The following is a 16,521-nucleotide window of genomic DNA, read 5'->3' on the forward strand; positions in this document are numbered from 1 at the left end:
CGCCAAGTTTCCGGCCGTCTAACCGCTCATGCAGCCGTCATTGCTTTCGATTTGAGCTTCAAGGCGGCCTTCTGGACCGCCGCCGCGCGCTTGCGAAGCCAGGGTTCGGCCTCAAGGCGCATTTGGGAAAGCATCTCGGGCGGCGCATTCTGCACGGTGATATCGAACGGCGGCTGCGGTTGGTATTCCAGCATGAGCTGGAGTTTCTTCGCGACTTCTTCGCCGCAGAGCTCCGATGCTACCTGGAAGCCGAAATCAATTCCGGCGGTAACACCACCGCCGGAAATCCGGTTACGGTCGATCACGACGCGTTCGTCGACCGCGATGGCGCCAAAGGCGGCAAGCTGCTCACTCATCAGCCAATGGCAGGCCGACTTGTATCCGTCGAGCAGGCCGGCGGCGCCGACGATCAGGCAGCCCGCGCAAACCGACGTGACGTAGCGCGCCGATCCACCCTTGTCGCGAACGAACGCAATGACCTCATCATCGCCCAGAAAATCAACCAGCCCCGGGCCGCCACCGATGCAGAACACATCCAGATCCGGACAGTCGGCAAAAGTCGTGGTCGGCAGCAGCGGCAGGCCGACGTCGCTGATCACAGGCTCGATGCGTTTCCAGAGCAGATGCATGCGAACGTTCGGAAGGCGGGCAAAGACTTCGAAAGGTCCGGTGACATCCAGCTGGGTCATCCCGGGAAAGAAAAGAAGTCCGATCTCGATCGGCTTGCCAGACATCGTGCACCCTCTGTTGAACAAGAGGATGTTGACAGGCGAGGCCGTTTGCCGAAATGTCATAATACACGCATTTCCTGCCAAACTCACGAAGAGATTGCCTGACAAGGCCCGCTCATGGCTTCGACCGCCCGCCGTCTGGTCTTCGTCCTGTTCGAGGATTGCCTGCTGCTCGACTTTGCCGGGCCGCTGCAAGCCTTTGAGCTTGCCTGCGAAACATCAGAGGCCGGCCGTGCGCCCTATGTCTGGCAGATCTGCTCGTTAAGGGGCGGTCCGGTCAAAACCTCGTCCGGCCTGGAGGTGATGACATCAGCCCTCTCCGACTGCGACCACACTGATATCGACACCCTCATCGTCGGTGGCGGCCCCGGCGTCCATCGTGCCGCGGCGAATTCCGCGCTGATCGACTGGTTTCGTATCGCGGCGCCGAACGCAAGGCGTGTCTGCTCGGTCTGTACCGGCACCTTTGTTCTGGCTGCTGCCGGCCTGCTTCACGGGCGGCGCGCGGTCACCCATTGGGGCTCCTGTGAGATGCTGAGCGCGCAATACCCCGACGTTTCGGTGTTGGTCGATCCGGTCTTTGTTCACGACCGCGGAGTCTGGACATCAGCGGGTGTGACGGCAGGCATCGATCTGGCGCTCACCTTGCTGGAGGATGATCTCGGCCACCGCGAAGCCATGCGCATCGCACGCCGCCTGGTCGTGTTCCTGAAGCGGCCCGGCGGGCAGGCGCAGTTCAGCGTGCCGCTGTCACTGCAATCGTCCGAGGACACGGCGTTCGAAAATATCTCGACCTGGATGCAGGACAATCTCCGCCGCGATTTGCGCGTCGAGAGTCTGGCCGAACGCGTGGGCATGAGTCCCCGCACCTTCGCACGCGTGTTTCGGCAAAAGACCGGCCGCACACCCGGCAAGGCCGTGGAAGAGCTTCGCGTCGAGGCGGCCCGCAGGGCACTGGAAGAATCCGCAGCCCCCATCAAGGAAATCGCCGCGCGCGCGGGATTTCAAAGCGAAGAGCATTTGCGGCGGGCGTTTCGGCGGAGGCTGAACGTGTTGCCGCAGGATTATCGGGTGCGGTTTTATCGGGGGCAGAGGCAGTAGTTGCGCGTATGGCGGAATAGCGTAGCGCAATCCTTCTTGCTTGAAAATGCAGCGGCGGATTTCTCCTTCGGCTAATCCGCCCTCCACGCTCACCTCTGTGCTCGACGGCCCCGAGCGCAAAACCCTGTTTTGCCTGAGCGCCGCGACGTCGCACGAAGAATCGCGGCAACGGAAGTCGTCGTCACGAATCGATGTGGTTGCGGTGGAAGTGGCGGGTGCGGGTAGTCCCTGAGCGTCGACGGGACTTCCGCGTCAAGCCATGTGGCGCAATAGCAACACGCCCTGGGAAACGCCCTTCATGACGCCCGTTGGTCGCTCCAGTTGTCCGAATCCATTCGTCGGATGCGCCGCGTCTGCTTAAGGTCGGGATACCGTAAGCTCATCACAGCTTCCGACAAGGGCCGCCATGTCGGAAATCGTTGAAACGCGTGTTACGCTTTGTGCCGATGCCGACCGGCCGCATTGGGCACGGCGCTTCAGGGCGCGCGCGACACGACCGGGCTTTGGACGCGTCAGCATCGTCGGGCTGCTGCTGGCCCTCTTGCTTACCGTCTTCGGCTCGCAGGCCGCACTGGCGCAGGTCGCCGATCTTGCCATGACGAAGACGGTGTCCGATCCGACCCCGAACGTCGGGGATGTGGTGAGCTTCACGGTCACCCTGAGCAATGCGGGACCGGACGCTGCCACCAACGTCAGTGTGCAGGATCTGCTTCCCGCCGGCCTGACCTTCGTGAGCGCCGCTCCGAGTCAGGGAACCTATGCATCGGGTAGCGGTATCTGGGACGTGGGTTCGGTCGCGGCCGGCGCGCCGGCAACACTGCAATTGGTGGCCACCGTTGCCGGCGCCGCTGCGCAAACCAACACGGCGTCGATCGCAGCCTCCGATCAGTCCGACCCCAACGGCGGGAATAATTCCGCGTCCGCGACGGTCACACCGCAGACCGCCGATCTGTCGCTCACCCACACGGTGTCCAATCCGAGCCCGATCGTCGGGGATGTGGTGACGTTCACGGTCACCCTGGGCAATGCGGGACCGAATGTTGCCACCAACGTCAGTGTGCAGGACCTGCTTCCCGCCGGCCTGACCTTCGTGAGTGCCACTCCGAGCCAAGGAACCTACAGCGACCTTACAGGTATCTGGACAGTGGGAACGGTCACGCCCGGCGCACCACAAACACTGGCGTTGCAGGCCACCGTCACCACCACCAATCCGACCACGAACACGGCGACGATCTCGCAAAGCGATCAGTTCGATCCCGCGACCGGCAACAATGCCGCGGGCGCAACGGTCACGGCGCACAACGTCAACGCCGACCTGTCGGTCACCAAGTCCGCCCCGGCGACCATCCAGCCGGGGCAGAACATCACCTACACGATCACGGTGAGCAATGCCGGGCCCGAGCCGGCCGCCACCGTTACGGTGAACGACACACTGCCCGCGGGCCTAACCTTCGTGAGCGCCACGCCGAGCCAGGGCACCTTCGCCGCCGGTGTGTGGACGGTGGGAACGGTCGTCACCGGCACTCCGCAAACGCTAACGCTCACGGCGACGGTCAACGGGGCGCTGGCTGTCGGCACCGTCCTGACCAACGTCGCCACCGTGGCGAGCGCCACGCCCGATCTGAACGCCGGCAACAACAGCGCGAGCGTGTCGACGACGGTGACCACCTCCGCAGCGACGACGACGGCATTGACGTCTTCGCTCAATCCGGTCGCGTTCGCTCAAGCCGTGACGTTCACTGCCACGGTTTCGGCAGGCGGCGCGACAGGCAATGTCACGTTCAGGGATGGCGCGACGGTGCTGGCCACCGTGGCGCTCGGCGGAGCGGCGACGGCAACCTTCACCACCTCGTCGCTAGCCGTCGGCGCGCATGCGATCACCGCGACCTATAATGGCGATGTGAATTTCCTCGCCAGCACATCGCCCGTGCTGACGCAGTCGGTCGGCACAGCGGCCACGGCGGCGGCGCTGGCGTCCTCGCTCAACCCGAGCGAATTCGGCAAACCGGTGACGTTCACCGCCACGGTCACCAGCAGCGCGGGAACGCCGACCGGCACGGTGATTTTCAGCGACGGTGGCGTCGCGATCGGCACCGCCACGCTGGCGGCCGGCATTGCGTCCCTGACGACCTCGACGCTCACGGTCGGTTCGCACACCATCACGGCGAGTTATGGCGGTGCCGCGACTTTCGGTCCCGCGACGTCACCGGCACTGAGCCAGACCGTCAACACGCCCGCGGACAGCGTGAAGCTGCGCGCGTTGCAGGTTTTGGTGACGCCGATCGTGGCCCAGGTTTCCGGGCAGGCGATCTCCGGCGCCGTCGACAGCGCGATCGGCGAGGCCTTTAGCGGCGGCGGCGCCTTCATCTCACCGAGCGCCAGCGGTGTGCGTTTCAATTTCGCCGCCGATCCCGACGCGCAGCCGGCGAATGGCTCCCTCCGTTCCACCGATCCCTTTACCGGCGCCGGCGGGACATTGGCCAACAATGGACGAAGCTCCCAGCCGGGCCAGCCTGCGCGCATCGAGGACGCGTTCAATGCGATCGGCTATGCGCCGTCCACCAAGGCGCCGCCGCTCCGTGTCGCCGAGCCGAAGGAATGGCTGGGCTGGGCCGAAGTGCGCGGCGCGACGCTCGATCGCTGGGGCAGTTCGTCAGCCGTGCCCGGCGCCACCGTCGTCTACGGCAACCAGATGAACCTGCTGGCAGGTCTGACCCGCAGGTTCACACCCAACTTCGTCGCCGGCGTACTCGGCGGCTACGAGACCTTCGACTATCGTTCCGATGCGCTCTCGGGCCGGCTGAAGGGCGACGGCTGGACCGTGGGCTCCTATCTCGGCTGGAAGATAACGCAAGGCATCCGCTTCGACGCCGGCGTCGCCTATTCGGGAATCGGCTTCGACGGCACGGCGGGCACCGCCGCCGGATCCTTCACCGGCCAGCGCTGGCTGGTCACGAGCGGGCTCACCGGCACTTACAGCAGTTACGGTTTCCAGATCGAACCATCGGCGCGCGTCTACGCGTTGTGGGAACATGAAAACGCCTACACCGACACGCTCGGCACCCTGCAAGCCGCGCGCGACTTCTCGACCGGCCGCGCCAGCGCCGGCACCAAGCTGGCCTATCCGGTCGCGTGGTCGGGTGCGACGGTCCTGACGCCTTACGTCGGCCTCTACGGCGACTACTATTTCAAGAGCGACAGCGTCGCACTGGTCACGCCGGGCGCGCTGCCGTTTGTCGTGCTCGACGGCTGGTCGGCGCGCGCTGTTGGCGGCGTGACGGCGCGGTTCGACAACGGCGCGCAACTCGCCATCGGCGGCGAGCGCAGCGGCCTCGGTGGCAGTTTCGGGCTCTGGACCTATCGCGCGCGGGCATCCCTGCCCTTCGGTGCGCGCTAGAAAAGCGAGTAGCCCGCATGCGCGCATGCGGAATCAGCGCGACACAATACCCGGATATCTCGCGTTGCTCATCCGGGTTACAGGCCACTCCAATACTGTTATGCGAGGCCTCGGCAGCCCCGCAGCAACAATTTTCCGTTTTCCAGAAATACCCCTTGACGCCACCCCCAAATCACCTGCACACCTTCACCCATCCCGTCCCAATGAGAGGGGCGCTCGCGATCGTCACGAACGTGGGACGGGGTGCGGTGGACGCGGCAGCGTCGCGCGCGACAGGTGACTGCAGGGTGAGATGAACCTCATGAGCGGCTCACGGCGCGCAAGACGAGCGATGCCAACGCCCGAATGGACCTGAAAGCGAAGACGGGCCGTGCCCGGCGAAGCCAAAGGCGAAGACGGGAATGCTGCGTACGGCAAAACCGTGTGGTCCTGGCACCCGTTGCTGGTGTCAAGTTTGCGAAAGGCAAGTCGAACCCGACCGGGTCTCGATGCGCCGTCAATTCGCAGACGACGGTGACAAAAACGAACTCGTCGCCGGGGAGAGCACGGCATAAGCCGTAAAGCCATTGCGCAGGGAATGTCGGATCGCCTCCGCTGCCCTGTATGCTCGTGTGCACTTTCCTTTGTGCTAACCGCACACGAGACCGCGGGTGCAGCGTGCATCCGGCATTCCCTGCGCCCTCTCTTGAGAGGGCGGGAAGAATTCAAGCAAGACTCGGGCGCAATGCGTCGCGAGATCGCGGAGCCATATGTTGTCGTCGTCCCGGCGAAGGCCGGGACCCATAACCACAGGGAGAAGTTTTGCGAAAAGTCTCTGCTACCGAGGCTTCACCGAGAGATCACGCGGTATGGGTCCCGGCCCCCGTGCGCAATTGCGCACTAGGCCGGGACGACAGAACGGGTAAGCCTTCGCATGTCAGCTCCTTCAATTCAGAACAATTCGCAACAAACCTGCTTCTGCAAACCAGTTGCGACTAGCGCTGTGGATGGGCGCTTGATGTTGACGGGCGCCCTGCTAAACCGCCGGTCATGACACTGACCCACGCCCGCGTTTCCAACCTCAAGACCAACGTCGCCGCGATCTCGATATTCGCCAGCGCCGGCATGGCCGCGGCGAAATTCGCGGTCGGGATTGCGATCGGCAGTCTGGCGCTGATCTCGGAGGCCCTGCACTCCTCGGTCGACGTGATCGCGACCATCATCACCTGGCTGGTGGTGCGCGTCTCCGACCAGCCGGCCGATGCGGAACATCATTACGGCCACGGCAAGTTCGAAAGCCTGTCGGCGCTGTTCGTCATCGCGCTGCTCTATGTGCTGGCCGGCGGCATTTTGGTGGAATCCTGGAGCCGGCTGCGCGACGGCGCGCCGCCGCCGACGCTCTCGGCCATTCCCTTCGTGGTGCTGGTGATCGACATCGGCGTCAATTTCTGGCGGGCGCGGGCGCTGCATCGCACCGCGCGCGAAACCAAGAGCCAGGCGCTGGCCGCCGACGCGCTGCATTTTGCCTCCGATGTGCTGGGTTCGACCGCCGTCATCATCGGCCTGGCGCTGACCGGCTTCGGCTATGCCTGGGGCGACACGGCGGCGGCGATCGCGGTCGCCGTGATGATATCGCTGCTGGGCTTGCGGCTGGGACGATCGACCATCGAAACGCTGCTCGACCGCGCCCCGGAAGGCGCGGCGGAGAAAGCCTCCGCGGCGATCCGCGCCGTACCCGGCGTGGTCGGTGTCGAACGGCTGCGCGTGCGCATGGTCGGGCCGACCCATTTCATCGACGCCATCGTCAACGTGCCCCGCACCTACCCGATCGACCGCGTCGAGGCCATCAAGCGGATCGCGCAGGCGGCGGTGAGCCAGGCGCTCGGCGACGCCGATTTGACGTTCACCGCGGTGCCGGTGGCGCGCGACAATGAGAGCGTGCGCGAGCGCATCATGGTGATCGCGCGCAATTCCGGCCTCGCGGTCCACCATGTCACGGTGCACGATCTCGGCGGCCGGCTGACGGTCAGCATCGACCTCGAGGTCGACGGCGACATGGTGCTATCAGCGGCGCACGACATCGCCCATGAACTGGAGCGCAGCATCCGCGAGGATTTTGGCGAGGATGTCGAGGTCGATACCCATATCGAGCCGTTGGAACCGGAACTGCCCCACGGCACCGACGCCTCACCCGAACGGGTGGAAGTCATCAAGGCGGCGCTGACGGGTTTCGCGGCCAATGGCGCCATCCACGACATTCATAATGTGCGGGTGCGCGACACCGACGCCGGCGAAATCGTCAACTTCCATTGCCGCGCCGCGCCCTCGATGAGCGTCATCAAGGTGCATGAGAACGTCGACGAGATCGAGCGCGCGCTGCGCCGCGCCTTCCCGACCATCAAGCGCGTGATCAGCCACGCCGAACCGCCTTATGAGTGAGTTGGGCGTACTAATACGGACGCGTTCCTGTTTCGGACTCTTTTTGGAGTCCCCGATTCCCCGTTGGACAAGATTTATTTGATATTAACGAATCGTTGACTCTCGACAGCCCGGGAAAAACGGATTCAAATCGCTGTGATTCGGAAGTCGAGGGCTCTTCCGAAACGATGTGCAAAAATGAATTTTCGGTGGGGGTCTATTAGCATGGCGCGCGCGCATGCGGCGAACGCGTGTGTCCAATCCGATTCGATCAAGGGATTGGCGCAATCGATCGCTAAACCGGCTTACCACAGGCTGCTGATCGCCGAACCGGCGCTGCGACGCGCCGTGCCGACCCTGATCATCGCCTTTCTGATCACGATCTGCCTCGGCGCGGTCGTGCAAGTGATCGACCAGACCCGGCAGAAGCGCGCCGCCATGAAGCGCGACCTCGCCGCCGTCACCGACCTCATGGCCGAACGCATCGATCGCCTCGCCTCGGTCCGGCAGGATCGCGCGCTCACCATCGACCGGCTGCAGAGCCTGCTGCCCGAACTCATTCCCTCCTGGGGCAACGCGGCCGGCCGCCATTTCATCATCACCGGCGTGGAGCATCGCGTGCTGGCGCGGATTCCGGTCGAGGGCCTCAGCGGAAGCGACCGCGTGCTCGACGTGATCTCCACCGCGCAACTGCTCGCCGCGCCGGCTCAGCAGGGCGTCATCAACGACATGACGCTGCCGAGCGGCAACGGCGCGCTGGCGATTTCGCGGCTGGTCAAGGCGCTGCCCGGCCAGGTCATCGTGATCCAGGAGAAGAACGATCCCTTGTGGGGATCGGACGCGGCGCTGTCGATGACGCTGTCCGCCACCACCGGCTTCGTCGTGCTGATCCTCGGCTTTGCCTTCCACTGGCAATCGACCCGCGCCCGCGAAGGCGACCTCATCAATGACGCGGTGCGCGGCCGGATCGACACCGCGCTCAACCGCGGCCGGTGCGGCCTGTGGGACTGGGACCTGTCGCGCGGCAGGATTTTCTGGTCGCAGTCGATGTTCACGATGCTCGGCCTCGATTCCCGCAACGACCTGCTGACGTTCGGCGAAGTCAACGCGCTGGTGAAATCCGACGACATCGATCTGTTCGCGATCGCCGACCAGCTGATCTCCGGCAAGCTCGACCATATCGACCAGACCTTCCGCATGCAGCACACCGGCGGTCACTGGATCTGGCTGCGGGTCCGCTGCGAACTCAGCCAGTCCGCCGCCGACTCCGGCCTGCATCTGATCGGCATCGCGGTCGACATCACCGAACAGAAGAGCCTCGCCGAGAAAACGGTCGAGGCGGATTTGCGGCTGCGCGACGCGATCGAGACCATTCCGGAAGCCTTCGTGCTGTGGGATGCGGAAGACCGCCTGGTGCTCTGCAACTCGCATTTCCAGCGCCTGCACAAACTGCCGGACTCGGCGGTGACATCAGGCACCTCCTATGAAACCGTGATCGAAGTCGGCAGCATGCCGGAGGTCCGCACCAGACTGCAGGAGACCGGCGCGCAAGCGCCGGGAGCGCGCACCTTCGAAGCCCAGCTCGACGACGGCAGCTGGCTGCACATCAGCGAACGCCGCACCAAGGACGGCGGCTACGTCTCGGTCGGCACCGACATTACCCGCATCAAGGAACACGAGCAAAAGCTGGTCGAGAACGACGCCCGGATGCGCGCCAACGTGCTCGATCTGAAGCGCTCGCAATCCGAACTCGCCGACCTCGCCGAGAAATACTCGCAGGAGAAGACCCGCGCCCAGGAAGCCAACCAGGCAAAATCAAAGTTCCTCGCCAATATGAGCCACGAACTGCGCACACCGCTGAACGCCATCATCGGTTTCTCCGAGATCATGGGCAGCGGCATGTTCGGCGTGCTCGGCTCCGACAAATATCAGGAGTACTGCCACGACATCCTGACATCGGGAAAATATCTGCTCGAGGTCATCAACGACATCCTCGACATGTCGAAGATCGAGGCCGGCCGCATGAAGCTCGACCTGGAGCCGCTCGATCTGTCGAACATCCTGGCGGAGTCAATGCGCGTGGTCTCGGGACGCGCCGAAGACAAGCATCTGACACTGGACGCCGACATCGAAAGCACCATCTCGGTCATGGCCGATCGCCGCGCAGTCAAGCAGATCTTCGTCAACCTGCTGTCGAACGCCGTCAAATTCACCCCCGACGACGGCAAGGTCACGGTGCGCGGCCAGGTGCTGAACGACTCCATCGTGCTGATGATCGCCGACACCGGCATCGGCATCGCCCCGGACTCGCTGCGCCGGCTCGGCAAGCCGTTCGAGCAGGTCGAGAGCCAGCTGACAAAAACCTATCAGGGATCGGGCCTCGGGCTTGCCATCGCGAGATCGCTGACCAGCCTGCACGGCGGAACGATGCGGCTGCGCTCCAAGCTCGGCACCGGAACGGTGGTGCGGATCACGCTGCCGCGCGAGCCGCATGCGCCGAAAGCGAAGCTGTCGGTCGCGGCCTAGCCGGCCCTCAAGCCGATTCCAGCGTCGGCGCGACTTCGCGGGCGATCTGCACCAGCGCTGCGATCAGCGGCGTCATCGGATCGCGCTGCGGGATCACCATGCCGATGCTGTAATCAACCACGGGATCGACGATCGGAATGCTGCGGACGGTATCCGCGAGCCCCAGCGTCTCCGCCAGCTTCGCCGGCATCACGCTGGCCCAGCGTCCGGTCTTGACGTGGGTATAGAGCACCAAGAGCGAGTTCGACGTCAGCGTCGGCATCGCCTCGGCGCCGACCGACGTCAGCGCGCGGTCGATGATGCGGCGGTTCTGCATGTCCGGCGTCAACAGGCACAGCGGCACCTGGCCGACTTCTTTCCACGTGACCTGCTTGCGATCGCCGAACATCGCATCGGGCGCCGTCAGCAGGCGGTAGCTCTCGTTGTAGAGCGGGATGGTGCGAACCTTGCCGATCGGCTCGTTCTCGATATAGGTCAGCCCGGCGTCGACCTCGAGATTTTCGAGCAGCCCCAGCACCTCGGCCGAGGTGCATGAGCGGATCTGGAAACGCACATCGGGATGGCGCGCGCGGAACGGCGTGGTGAGCTGCGCCACCATGCCGAGCACGGTGGGGATGGCAGCCAGCCTGATCTCGCCGGAGAGCTTGTCCTTGAGGCTGTTGATCTCCTGCCGCATGGCGCGGGTATCGCCGACGATCCGCCGCGCCCAGTCGAGCGTGCGTTCGCCCTCGGGCGTGAAACCCTGAAAGCGCGAGCCGCGCTGCACCAGCATGACGCCGAGGATTTCCTCGAGCTGCTTGAGGCTCGTCGACATGGTCGGCTGGGTGACGCCACACGCCTCGGCGGCGCGTCCGAAATGCCGCTCCTTTGCGAGCGCCAGCAATAGTTCAAGCTTATCGAGCAAGAAGGCCTCAGTGAATCTGGTCGGTTAACCCCATGGTCCGGCGGTGACAAATACCATGGCCGCCGCTGGACCCATACGTCAAAAGCCTAACTCCAATCACGCGGTTTCGGCGCTCATTGGAGACTGATATCGCCCGATTTTCAGGGCTTATTAGGCGAACGGCATGGAACGGGTTCCCAGAAATTTGGAACAATTCCAATTACGATCAGGACGCGGGCTGGCCGTCTTTCGCCTGCCCTCGCCCCTTTCAGCCGGAGTGCGACCCACGGCCTCAGGTCCGGTACCGGACATTGCCTTGCGCCCCCGGCAGGCCGCAACTATTTATGGTCATTGAACTTCGGCCGACCGACTTGGCCTCGCCGCGTTGCGCGCGTGACTGACGAGGCTCTGCCCACTCTCGAACAAACATCGTCGGGCCCCTTAGCGGGTCTTAACCGGTGGATGCGATCATCGCCTCGTCCATCAACCGTGAGTCATGCCCGGCAACGGCCGGCATGCGCCAGGGAGCCAAGTACGCACTTCATGATCGACAAGCCAGACAATGCCGACGCCCAAACCGCCGATGCGCATGACGACATCATGTACCCGTCCGCGCTGCCGTTCATCGTGCTGCACCTCAGCTGCTTTGCCGCGTTCTGGACCGGCATCACCTGGCAGGCCGTCGCGATCTGCGTGACGCTGTACTGGCTGCGCATGTTCGCGATCACGGCGGGATATCACCGCTACTTCTCGCACCGGTCCTATGCGACCAGCCGCCTGTTTCAATTCGTGCTGGCGTTCCTGGCCCAGAGCACCACCCAGAAGAGCGTGCTGTGGTGGGCCGCCAAGCATCGCCACCACCATCTGCATTCCGATACGCAACATGACGTACATTCGCCCCGCCACAAGGGTTTCTTCTACAGCCATGTCGGATGGATTTTTTACCGGCAACACGACCTGACCGATCTGGTCAAGGTCGCCGATTTTGCGGCCTTTCCGGAATTGAGGTTCCTGCACCGGTTCGAGCAGCTGCCGAGCGTGATCCTCGCGATCATCTGCTTCCTGATCGGTGGATGGTCCGGCCTCGTGATCGGTTTCGTCTGGAGCACGGTGCTGCTCTATCACGCGACCTTCTGCATCAATTCGCTGGCGCATGTTCACGGCCGCAAGCGCTACGTCACCGGCGATGATTCCCGCAACAACTGGCTGCTGGCGTTCTTCACCATGGGCGAAGGCTGGCACAACAACCACCACGCCTACCAGAGCAGCGCCCGCCAGGGTTTTCGCTGGTGGGAAATCGACGTCACCTTTTACATGCTGAAGGCGCTGTCATTCGTTCGCGTCGTCCGGGACCTGAAGACGCCGCCCGCGGAAGTGCTGCGCAACGAGCAGCGGCTCGGTTCGCGCGTCATCAATCGCGCCGCCGATGAACTCGTCGCCTGGTTCAATCCCGAGCGGATTGCGCTCGCCGTTTCGTCGGCGCTGCATTCGTCCGAATTGGTGGCGTTGCAGGAGACGCTGAGCCAGGCCCGGTCGCAAACGGCCGAGATATTGGCGTCGTTCCATCCGAGGATTCCAACGCGCGACGAATTGCTGGCGCAGGCGCAGGCGATGTTTGCGCGCACCCGCTCGCTCGACGAAATCGTCGATCGCGCGCACCAGCTCTTGCTCGGTGCGGTCGGCTCGCAGCTGATTGCGGTGCCGGTGCGGGCGTAGGAAAAAGCGGCGGAATGGCTTCCGCCCTCGCCCGTTGGGCTACGGCGTTACAAGTGCCATTCCGCCTGCGAGCCATTCAAACTATCAGAATTGCAAACTATCAGAATCCAATGGGGCCGAGCGCCCTGACTGAATCCATGGTCAAATAGCCGGGAAACGGTTTCCACCAATCCGGCGCACCGGTGCCGGTGCCGCTTGTGGCGGTGGACGCAGGCACTTTGTCAAACGCCGATTTCAAGCCGCCTCCGCTGATCACACCCAATTCGTCGATGCTCAGTTCATGATTGACCTTGGTCATGGCAAGTCTCCATCCGTTGGCGCAAGCGATCACCGCTCGTCATGAGCGCAACCTATGCCGGCTAAGCAAACCTCTTCCGTGACTGTCGTCACGTCATTGAAAAGCGGCAATCTAAGCGATGGGTGCGCCAGGTCGCTTCGCTTGCCCTGCGAGTCTGATTTGAATTTCAAATAGCCCGCCACGTCATTGCGTTTCTCAGCTCTCTCAACTCGTCGTCCCGGCCTTGAACCGGGACCCATAACCACCGGCCAAAATTATCTCAGAAAATATCAACTCCAACTTTCCAAAATCGAGAAGCCGCGGCGTATGGGTCCCCCGATGCGCAATTGCGCATCTGAGCTCAAGGCCGGGACGACGAGGATATAGTTTCGCATTCTCGCGACGCATTGCGCCCGAGCTTTGCCAGAAATTCCTTACCCTCTTCAATTCAGAGGGCGCAGGGAATGCCGGATGCGCGCTGCACCCGCGGTCTCGTGTGCGATTGTGCTAAGAATGCTGCACACGAGCATACAGGGCAGCGGAGAGCATCCGACATTCCCTGCGCAATGGCTTTACGGCTTATGACGCGCTCTCCCCGGTGAGACGGCCTCTATTGCCACCGTCGCCCTTCGGGAGCGTTAGCTCCCTTAAGGCTTGACGCCGTTACGGGCGCCAGGACCACACGCTTTCGCCGTACGCATCAGCCGCGACCGTCAATCGCAACCTCAGCGTCCACCGCGACCCGCCCCTCGTCGTGACGATGGCCAACGCCCCTCTGAGTGGGACGGGATGGCTATTGATGTGCAGGTGATTTGGGGTCGGAAGAAAGGGAAATATTTTTGACTTTCGGAAATTTTCCGCTTGACACGATTTCTTCTAATCAGAAGTCATTTGGACTTTCGCCTGAGGCTACACCGGGCACGGCCGGCGGTTGATTGGTCGCCGCTCTCTCCACCGTCATTGCGAGCCAACGGGTCGCGCGAATGCGCGCGCGATGACAGGCTCCGCGAAGCAATCCATGCCTCGGCTTGGAGCGATATCGATTGCTTCGCTCCGCTCGCAATGAGAGCGGCGTACAACATCACGCCGTCATTCCGGGTTCGCGCTTGCGCCCGCCCCGGAATGACGGGGCAGTACCTGCCTGCTACATACCCATGATCGCGATATCCTTCACCGTGCCGCTGACACCGGCGATCTTGGCGGCCTCGGTTGCCTTGCCGGTGGCGAGGTCGACGCTGTAGAGCGTGCCGTCGGCCATCAGCCAGGCTTCGTTCTTGCCCGAACCGTCGGACCAGATGTCGAACGCGACGTTGCTCGGCTTGATGCCGAGCTTTCCGATGGCGCCGAGCACGCCATCGTTCGGCGGCGCCTGCTTGATCAGGCCGCCGATGGTGGCATCGATATTGAACAATGCCGTTTCCTTGGCACCCTTCACCGAATTGGTGTAAGCGCCGGCGACGATGTTCGGCTTCTCGCCCTTGTGCATGTCGGCATCGGCATATTTGTGATCGCCGTCCTTGGTCACCTTGCCGTCATCGACATTGGCGCGCAGGTTCATGCCATCAGCACCCATCACGCGCAGGCGATCCGCCACCGGGTTGAAATCCACCGTCGCGGCCACGCCCTTGGCGAGCGTGGTGTCGAGCTTGGACTTCGTCGTGGCCTTGCCGTCCGCCGCAATGGTCACCACGGTTCCGTCGTCGACCAGCCCATAGAGCAGGCCATCGGCCGGGCGCACGTCGATGCCGACCAGCGCGCCGGAAATGCCGGACACCTTGACGGAACCGGTGGCTTTCTTCTGCGCGGTATCGACCATGGCAATGGTGTCACCGCCGATCAGCGCGGCAACCTGAGCTGCATTGGCGGCGGCGGACGACAGCAGGATTGCGGCCGAAGCTGCGAAAATCGAGCGAATAATCATCGAAAACTCCCTGTGTTCTTTACGGCCCTCTCGGGACCAACACAGCGGATACCGGCGGCGCCGGCGAAACGGATGCAGGGGCCTGAAAATAAATTTCTGACCGTGCATCCAAATGCCGCACGCGCCGGTACAACAACTATGCAAGGGCATAGACATGACTGGAAATGGCACCATCACCGCAGGTTCGCGCCACCCTGCCCCATCAGACCAGGAGCGCGAGTTGCAGCTTGCCGCGGCATTGGCGCGCTGTGCCGCCGGCGACCGCGCGGCGCTGCGGATGATCTACGACAGCGAAGCGCCGCGCATGATCGGCGTCGCCCGCCGCATCCTGTTCCGGCAGGACCTGGCGGAGGAAGCGGTGCACGATGCCTTTATCCGGATCTGGCGCGGCGCCGCCGGGTTCGACCCGCATCGCGGCAGCGCCCGCGGCTGGCTCTATGCGGTGGTGCGCAACCGCGCCCTGAGCATCCATCGCGATGAACACCGCTATGAAACCTCGGATGAAAGCGCTGAGAAGATCGACTGCGAAGCAACCCTGTCGCGCATGCCGGAGACCAGCGCACTGCGTCGCTGCCTCGAGCGGATCGACCGCCCGCGGCGCGACGTGGTGGTTCTGGCCTATGTCCACGGCATGAGCCACGGCGAGTTGGCGGGAAAGCTGCGGGTTCCGCTCGGCACGGTCAAGAGCTGGGTGCGGCGCAGCCTGTTCGCGTTGCAGGAGTGCATGGGATGACCGAGCCCAATGCCGATGACGCAATGGCCGCCGATTATGTGATGGGCCTGCTGGAGGGCGCGGAGCACGCCACGGCCGAGCGGCGCATCGCAACCGACGACGCCTTTGCCCGGGCCGTCAGCGCGTGGCGCGAACGGCTGGCCGATCTCGATGCCACCGCCGACGAAACTCCGCCGAGCCCCGCCCTGTGGCAGCGGATCGCGGACGCGACAAAGGCCGAACCGATCTACTCACCGCCCTCCGCGCGCGCGGCACTGCGCGGCGCCACGCTCTGGAATAACATCCGGTTCTGGCGCGGGGCCGGCATCGGCGGCGTCTTCGCCGCACTGCTGTTCGCCGCGATCATGGTCGGCGCATTGATCACGTCGCGCCAGCTCCGCAACGACATGATCGCGCTGGCGCAGCGCAAGCCGATCTACGTCGCCGTGCTGGTGAACGACGCGACGAAGGAAGCCGGCGCTATCGTCAACACTTTTGCCAATGGCCGCGTCGAGCTCATTCCGCTCCGCCCGATCGATGTTCCCGCCGGCCGCACGCTGCAGGTCTGGACCTTGTGGGATCGTACGATCGGCCCGAAATCGATCGGCCTCACCGGTCAATCGCGCACGCTGCAGCTCGACCTGGGATCGCTGCCGGAAACCGTGCCGGACCAGCTGTTCGAGATCACGCTGGAGCCGGAAGGCGGCTCTCCGATCGGCCGGCCGACGGGGCCGATCCTGTTCAAGGGCAATGCGGCGCGGGCGTTGTAGCGTTTGGAGCCGTCAGCGCGTAGCACGAAGGGCAGATTTAAGCCGAAGGCGCAATCCGTCGAAGAGCAAAAGGGCAAAGGCGGCAGAATA

11 protein-coding genes are annotated in these 16,521 nt (G+C 63.7%); 7 read left to right on the forward strand and 4 right to left on the reverse strand.

Annotated features, from left to right (window positions below):
• Positions 1–26: 26 nt before the first annotated feature.
• Positions 27–839, reverse strand: coding sequence for a DJ-1/PfpI family protein (locus JQ574_RS02015; RefSeq protein WP_312018256.1), 813 nt, complete (start codon positions 837–839; stop codon positions 27–29).
• 9 nt (positions 840–848) lie between these two features.
• Between JQ574_RS02015 and JQ574_RS02020 the strand changes: the two genes are divergently transcribed.
• The 4 genes from JQ574_RS02020 (at position 849) to JQ574_RS02035 (ending at position 10,152) form a co-directional block, all read left to right on the forward strand.
• Entirely contained in the window at positions 849–1,832 is a 984-nt protein-coding gene (locus JQ574_RS02020; RefSeq protein WP_212205538.1) for a GlxA family transcriptional regulator, read from the forward strand.
• Positions 1,833–2,238: 406 nt separating this feature from the next.
• A complete protein-coding gene (locus JQ574_RS02025; RefSeq protein WP_212205536.1) occupies positions 2,239–5,229 on the forward strand; it encodes an Ig-like domain repeat protein in 2,991 nt (996 codons plus the stop codon).
• 1,029 nt (positions 5,230–6,258) lie between these two features.
• Complete coding sequence (locus JQ574_RS02030) at positions 6,259–7,647, forward strand: cation diffusion facilitator family transporter (protein ID WP_212205534.1); 1,389 nt, start codon at positions 6,259–6,261, stop codon at positions 7,645–7,647.
• A gap of 204 nt (positions 7,648–7,851) precedes the next feature.
• Complete coding sequence (locus JQ574_RS02035) at positions 7,852–10,152, forward strand: PAS domain-containing sensor histidine kinase (protein ID WP_212383209.1); 2,301 nt, start codon at positions 7,852–7,854, stop codon at positions 10,150–10,152.
• A 7-nt stretch (positions 10,153–10,159) separates the two neighbouring features.
• Here the strand turns inward: JQ574_RS02035 and JQ574_RS02040 are convergent, their stop codons facing one another.
• Entirely contained in the window at positions 10,160–11,056 is an 897-nt protein-coding gene (locus tag JQ574_RS02040) for a LysR family transcriptional regulator (RefSeq protein ID WP_212205530.1), read from the reverse strand.
• Positions 11,057–11,578: 522 nt separating this feature from the next.
• On the opposite strand from JQ574_RS02040, the gene JQ574_RS02045 reads away from it, so the two are divergent.
• Complete coding sequence (locus JQ574_RS02045; RefSeq protein WP_249119022.1) at positions 11,579–12,751, forward strand: fatty acid desaturase; 1,173 nt, start codon at positions 11,579–11,581, stop codon at positions 12,749–12,751.
• A gap of 100 nt (positions 12,752–12,851) precedes the next feature.
• On the opposite strand, the gene JQ574_RS02050 is transcribed toward JQ574_RS02045, so the two are convergent.
• Both JQ574_RS02050 and JQ574_RS02055 read right to left on the reverse strand, forming a co-directional pair.
• On the reverse strand, positions 12,852–13,049 hold the full coding sequence (locus JQ574_RS02050; protein ID WP_212205528.1) for a hypothetical protein: 198 nt from the start codon (positions 13,047–13,049) through the stop codon (positions 12,852–12,854).
• Positions 13,050–14,172: 1,123 nt separating this feature from the next.
• A complete protein-coding gene (locus JQ574_RS02055; protein WP_212205526.1) occupies positions 14,173–14,949 on the reverse strand; it encodes a DUF4394 domain-containing protein in 777 nt (258 codons plus the stop codon).
• A gap of 154 nt (positions 14,950–15,103) precedes the next feature.
• On the opposite strand from JQ574_RS02055, the gene JQ574_RS02060 reads away from it, so the two are divergent.
• Both JQ574_RS02060 and JQ574_RS02065 read left to right on the forward strand, forming a co-directional pair.
• Positions 15,104–15,682: a sigma-70 family RNA polymerase sigma factor gene (locus JQ574_RS02060; protein WP_212205525.1), complete on the forward strand. Its 579-nt coding sequence runs from the start codon at positions 15,104–15,106 to the stop codon at positions 15,680–15,682.
• Positions 15,679–16,431 (forward strand): anti-sigma factor domain-containing protein, encoded by a 753-nt coding sequence (locus tag JQ574_RS02065; RefSeq protein ID WP_212205519.1) that lies wholly within the window; start codon positions 15,679–15,681, stop codon positions 16,429–16,431. The genes JQ574_RS02060 and JQ574_RS02065 overlap by 4 nt, the downstream gene beginning before the upstream one ends.
• The last annotated feature ends 90 nt before the right edge of the window (positions 16,432–16,521 follow it).

It is taken from the genome of Bradyrhizobium sp. AUGA SZCCT0158 (genome assembly GCF_018130065.1).
In the GTDB taxonomy this organism is placed as follows: domain Bacteria; phylum Pseudomonadota; class Alphaproteobacteria; order Rhizobiales; family Xanthobacteraceae; genus Bradyrhizobium.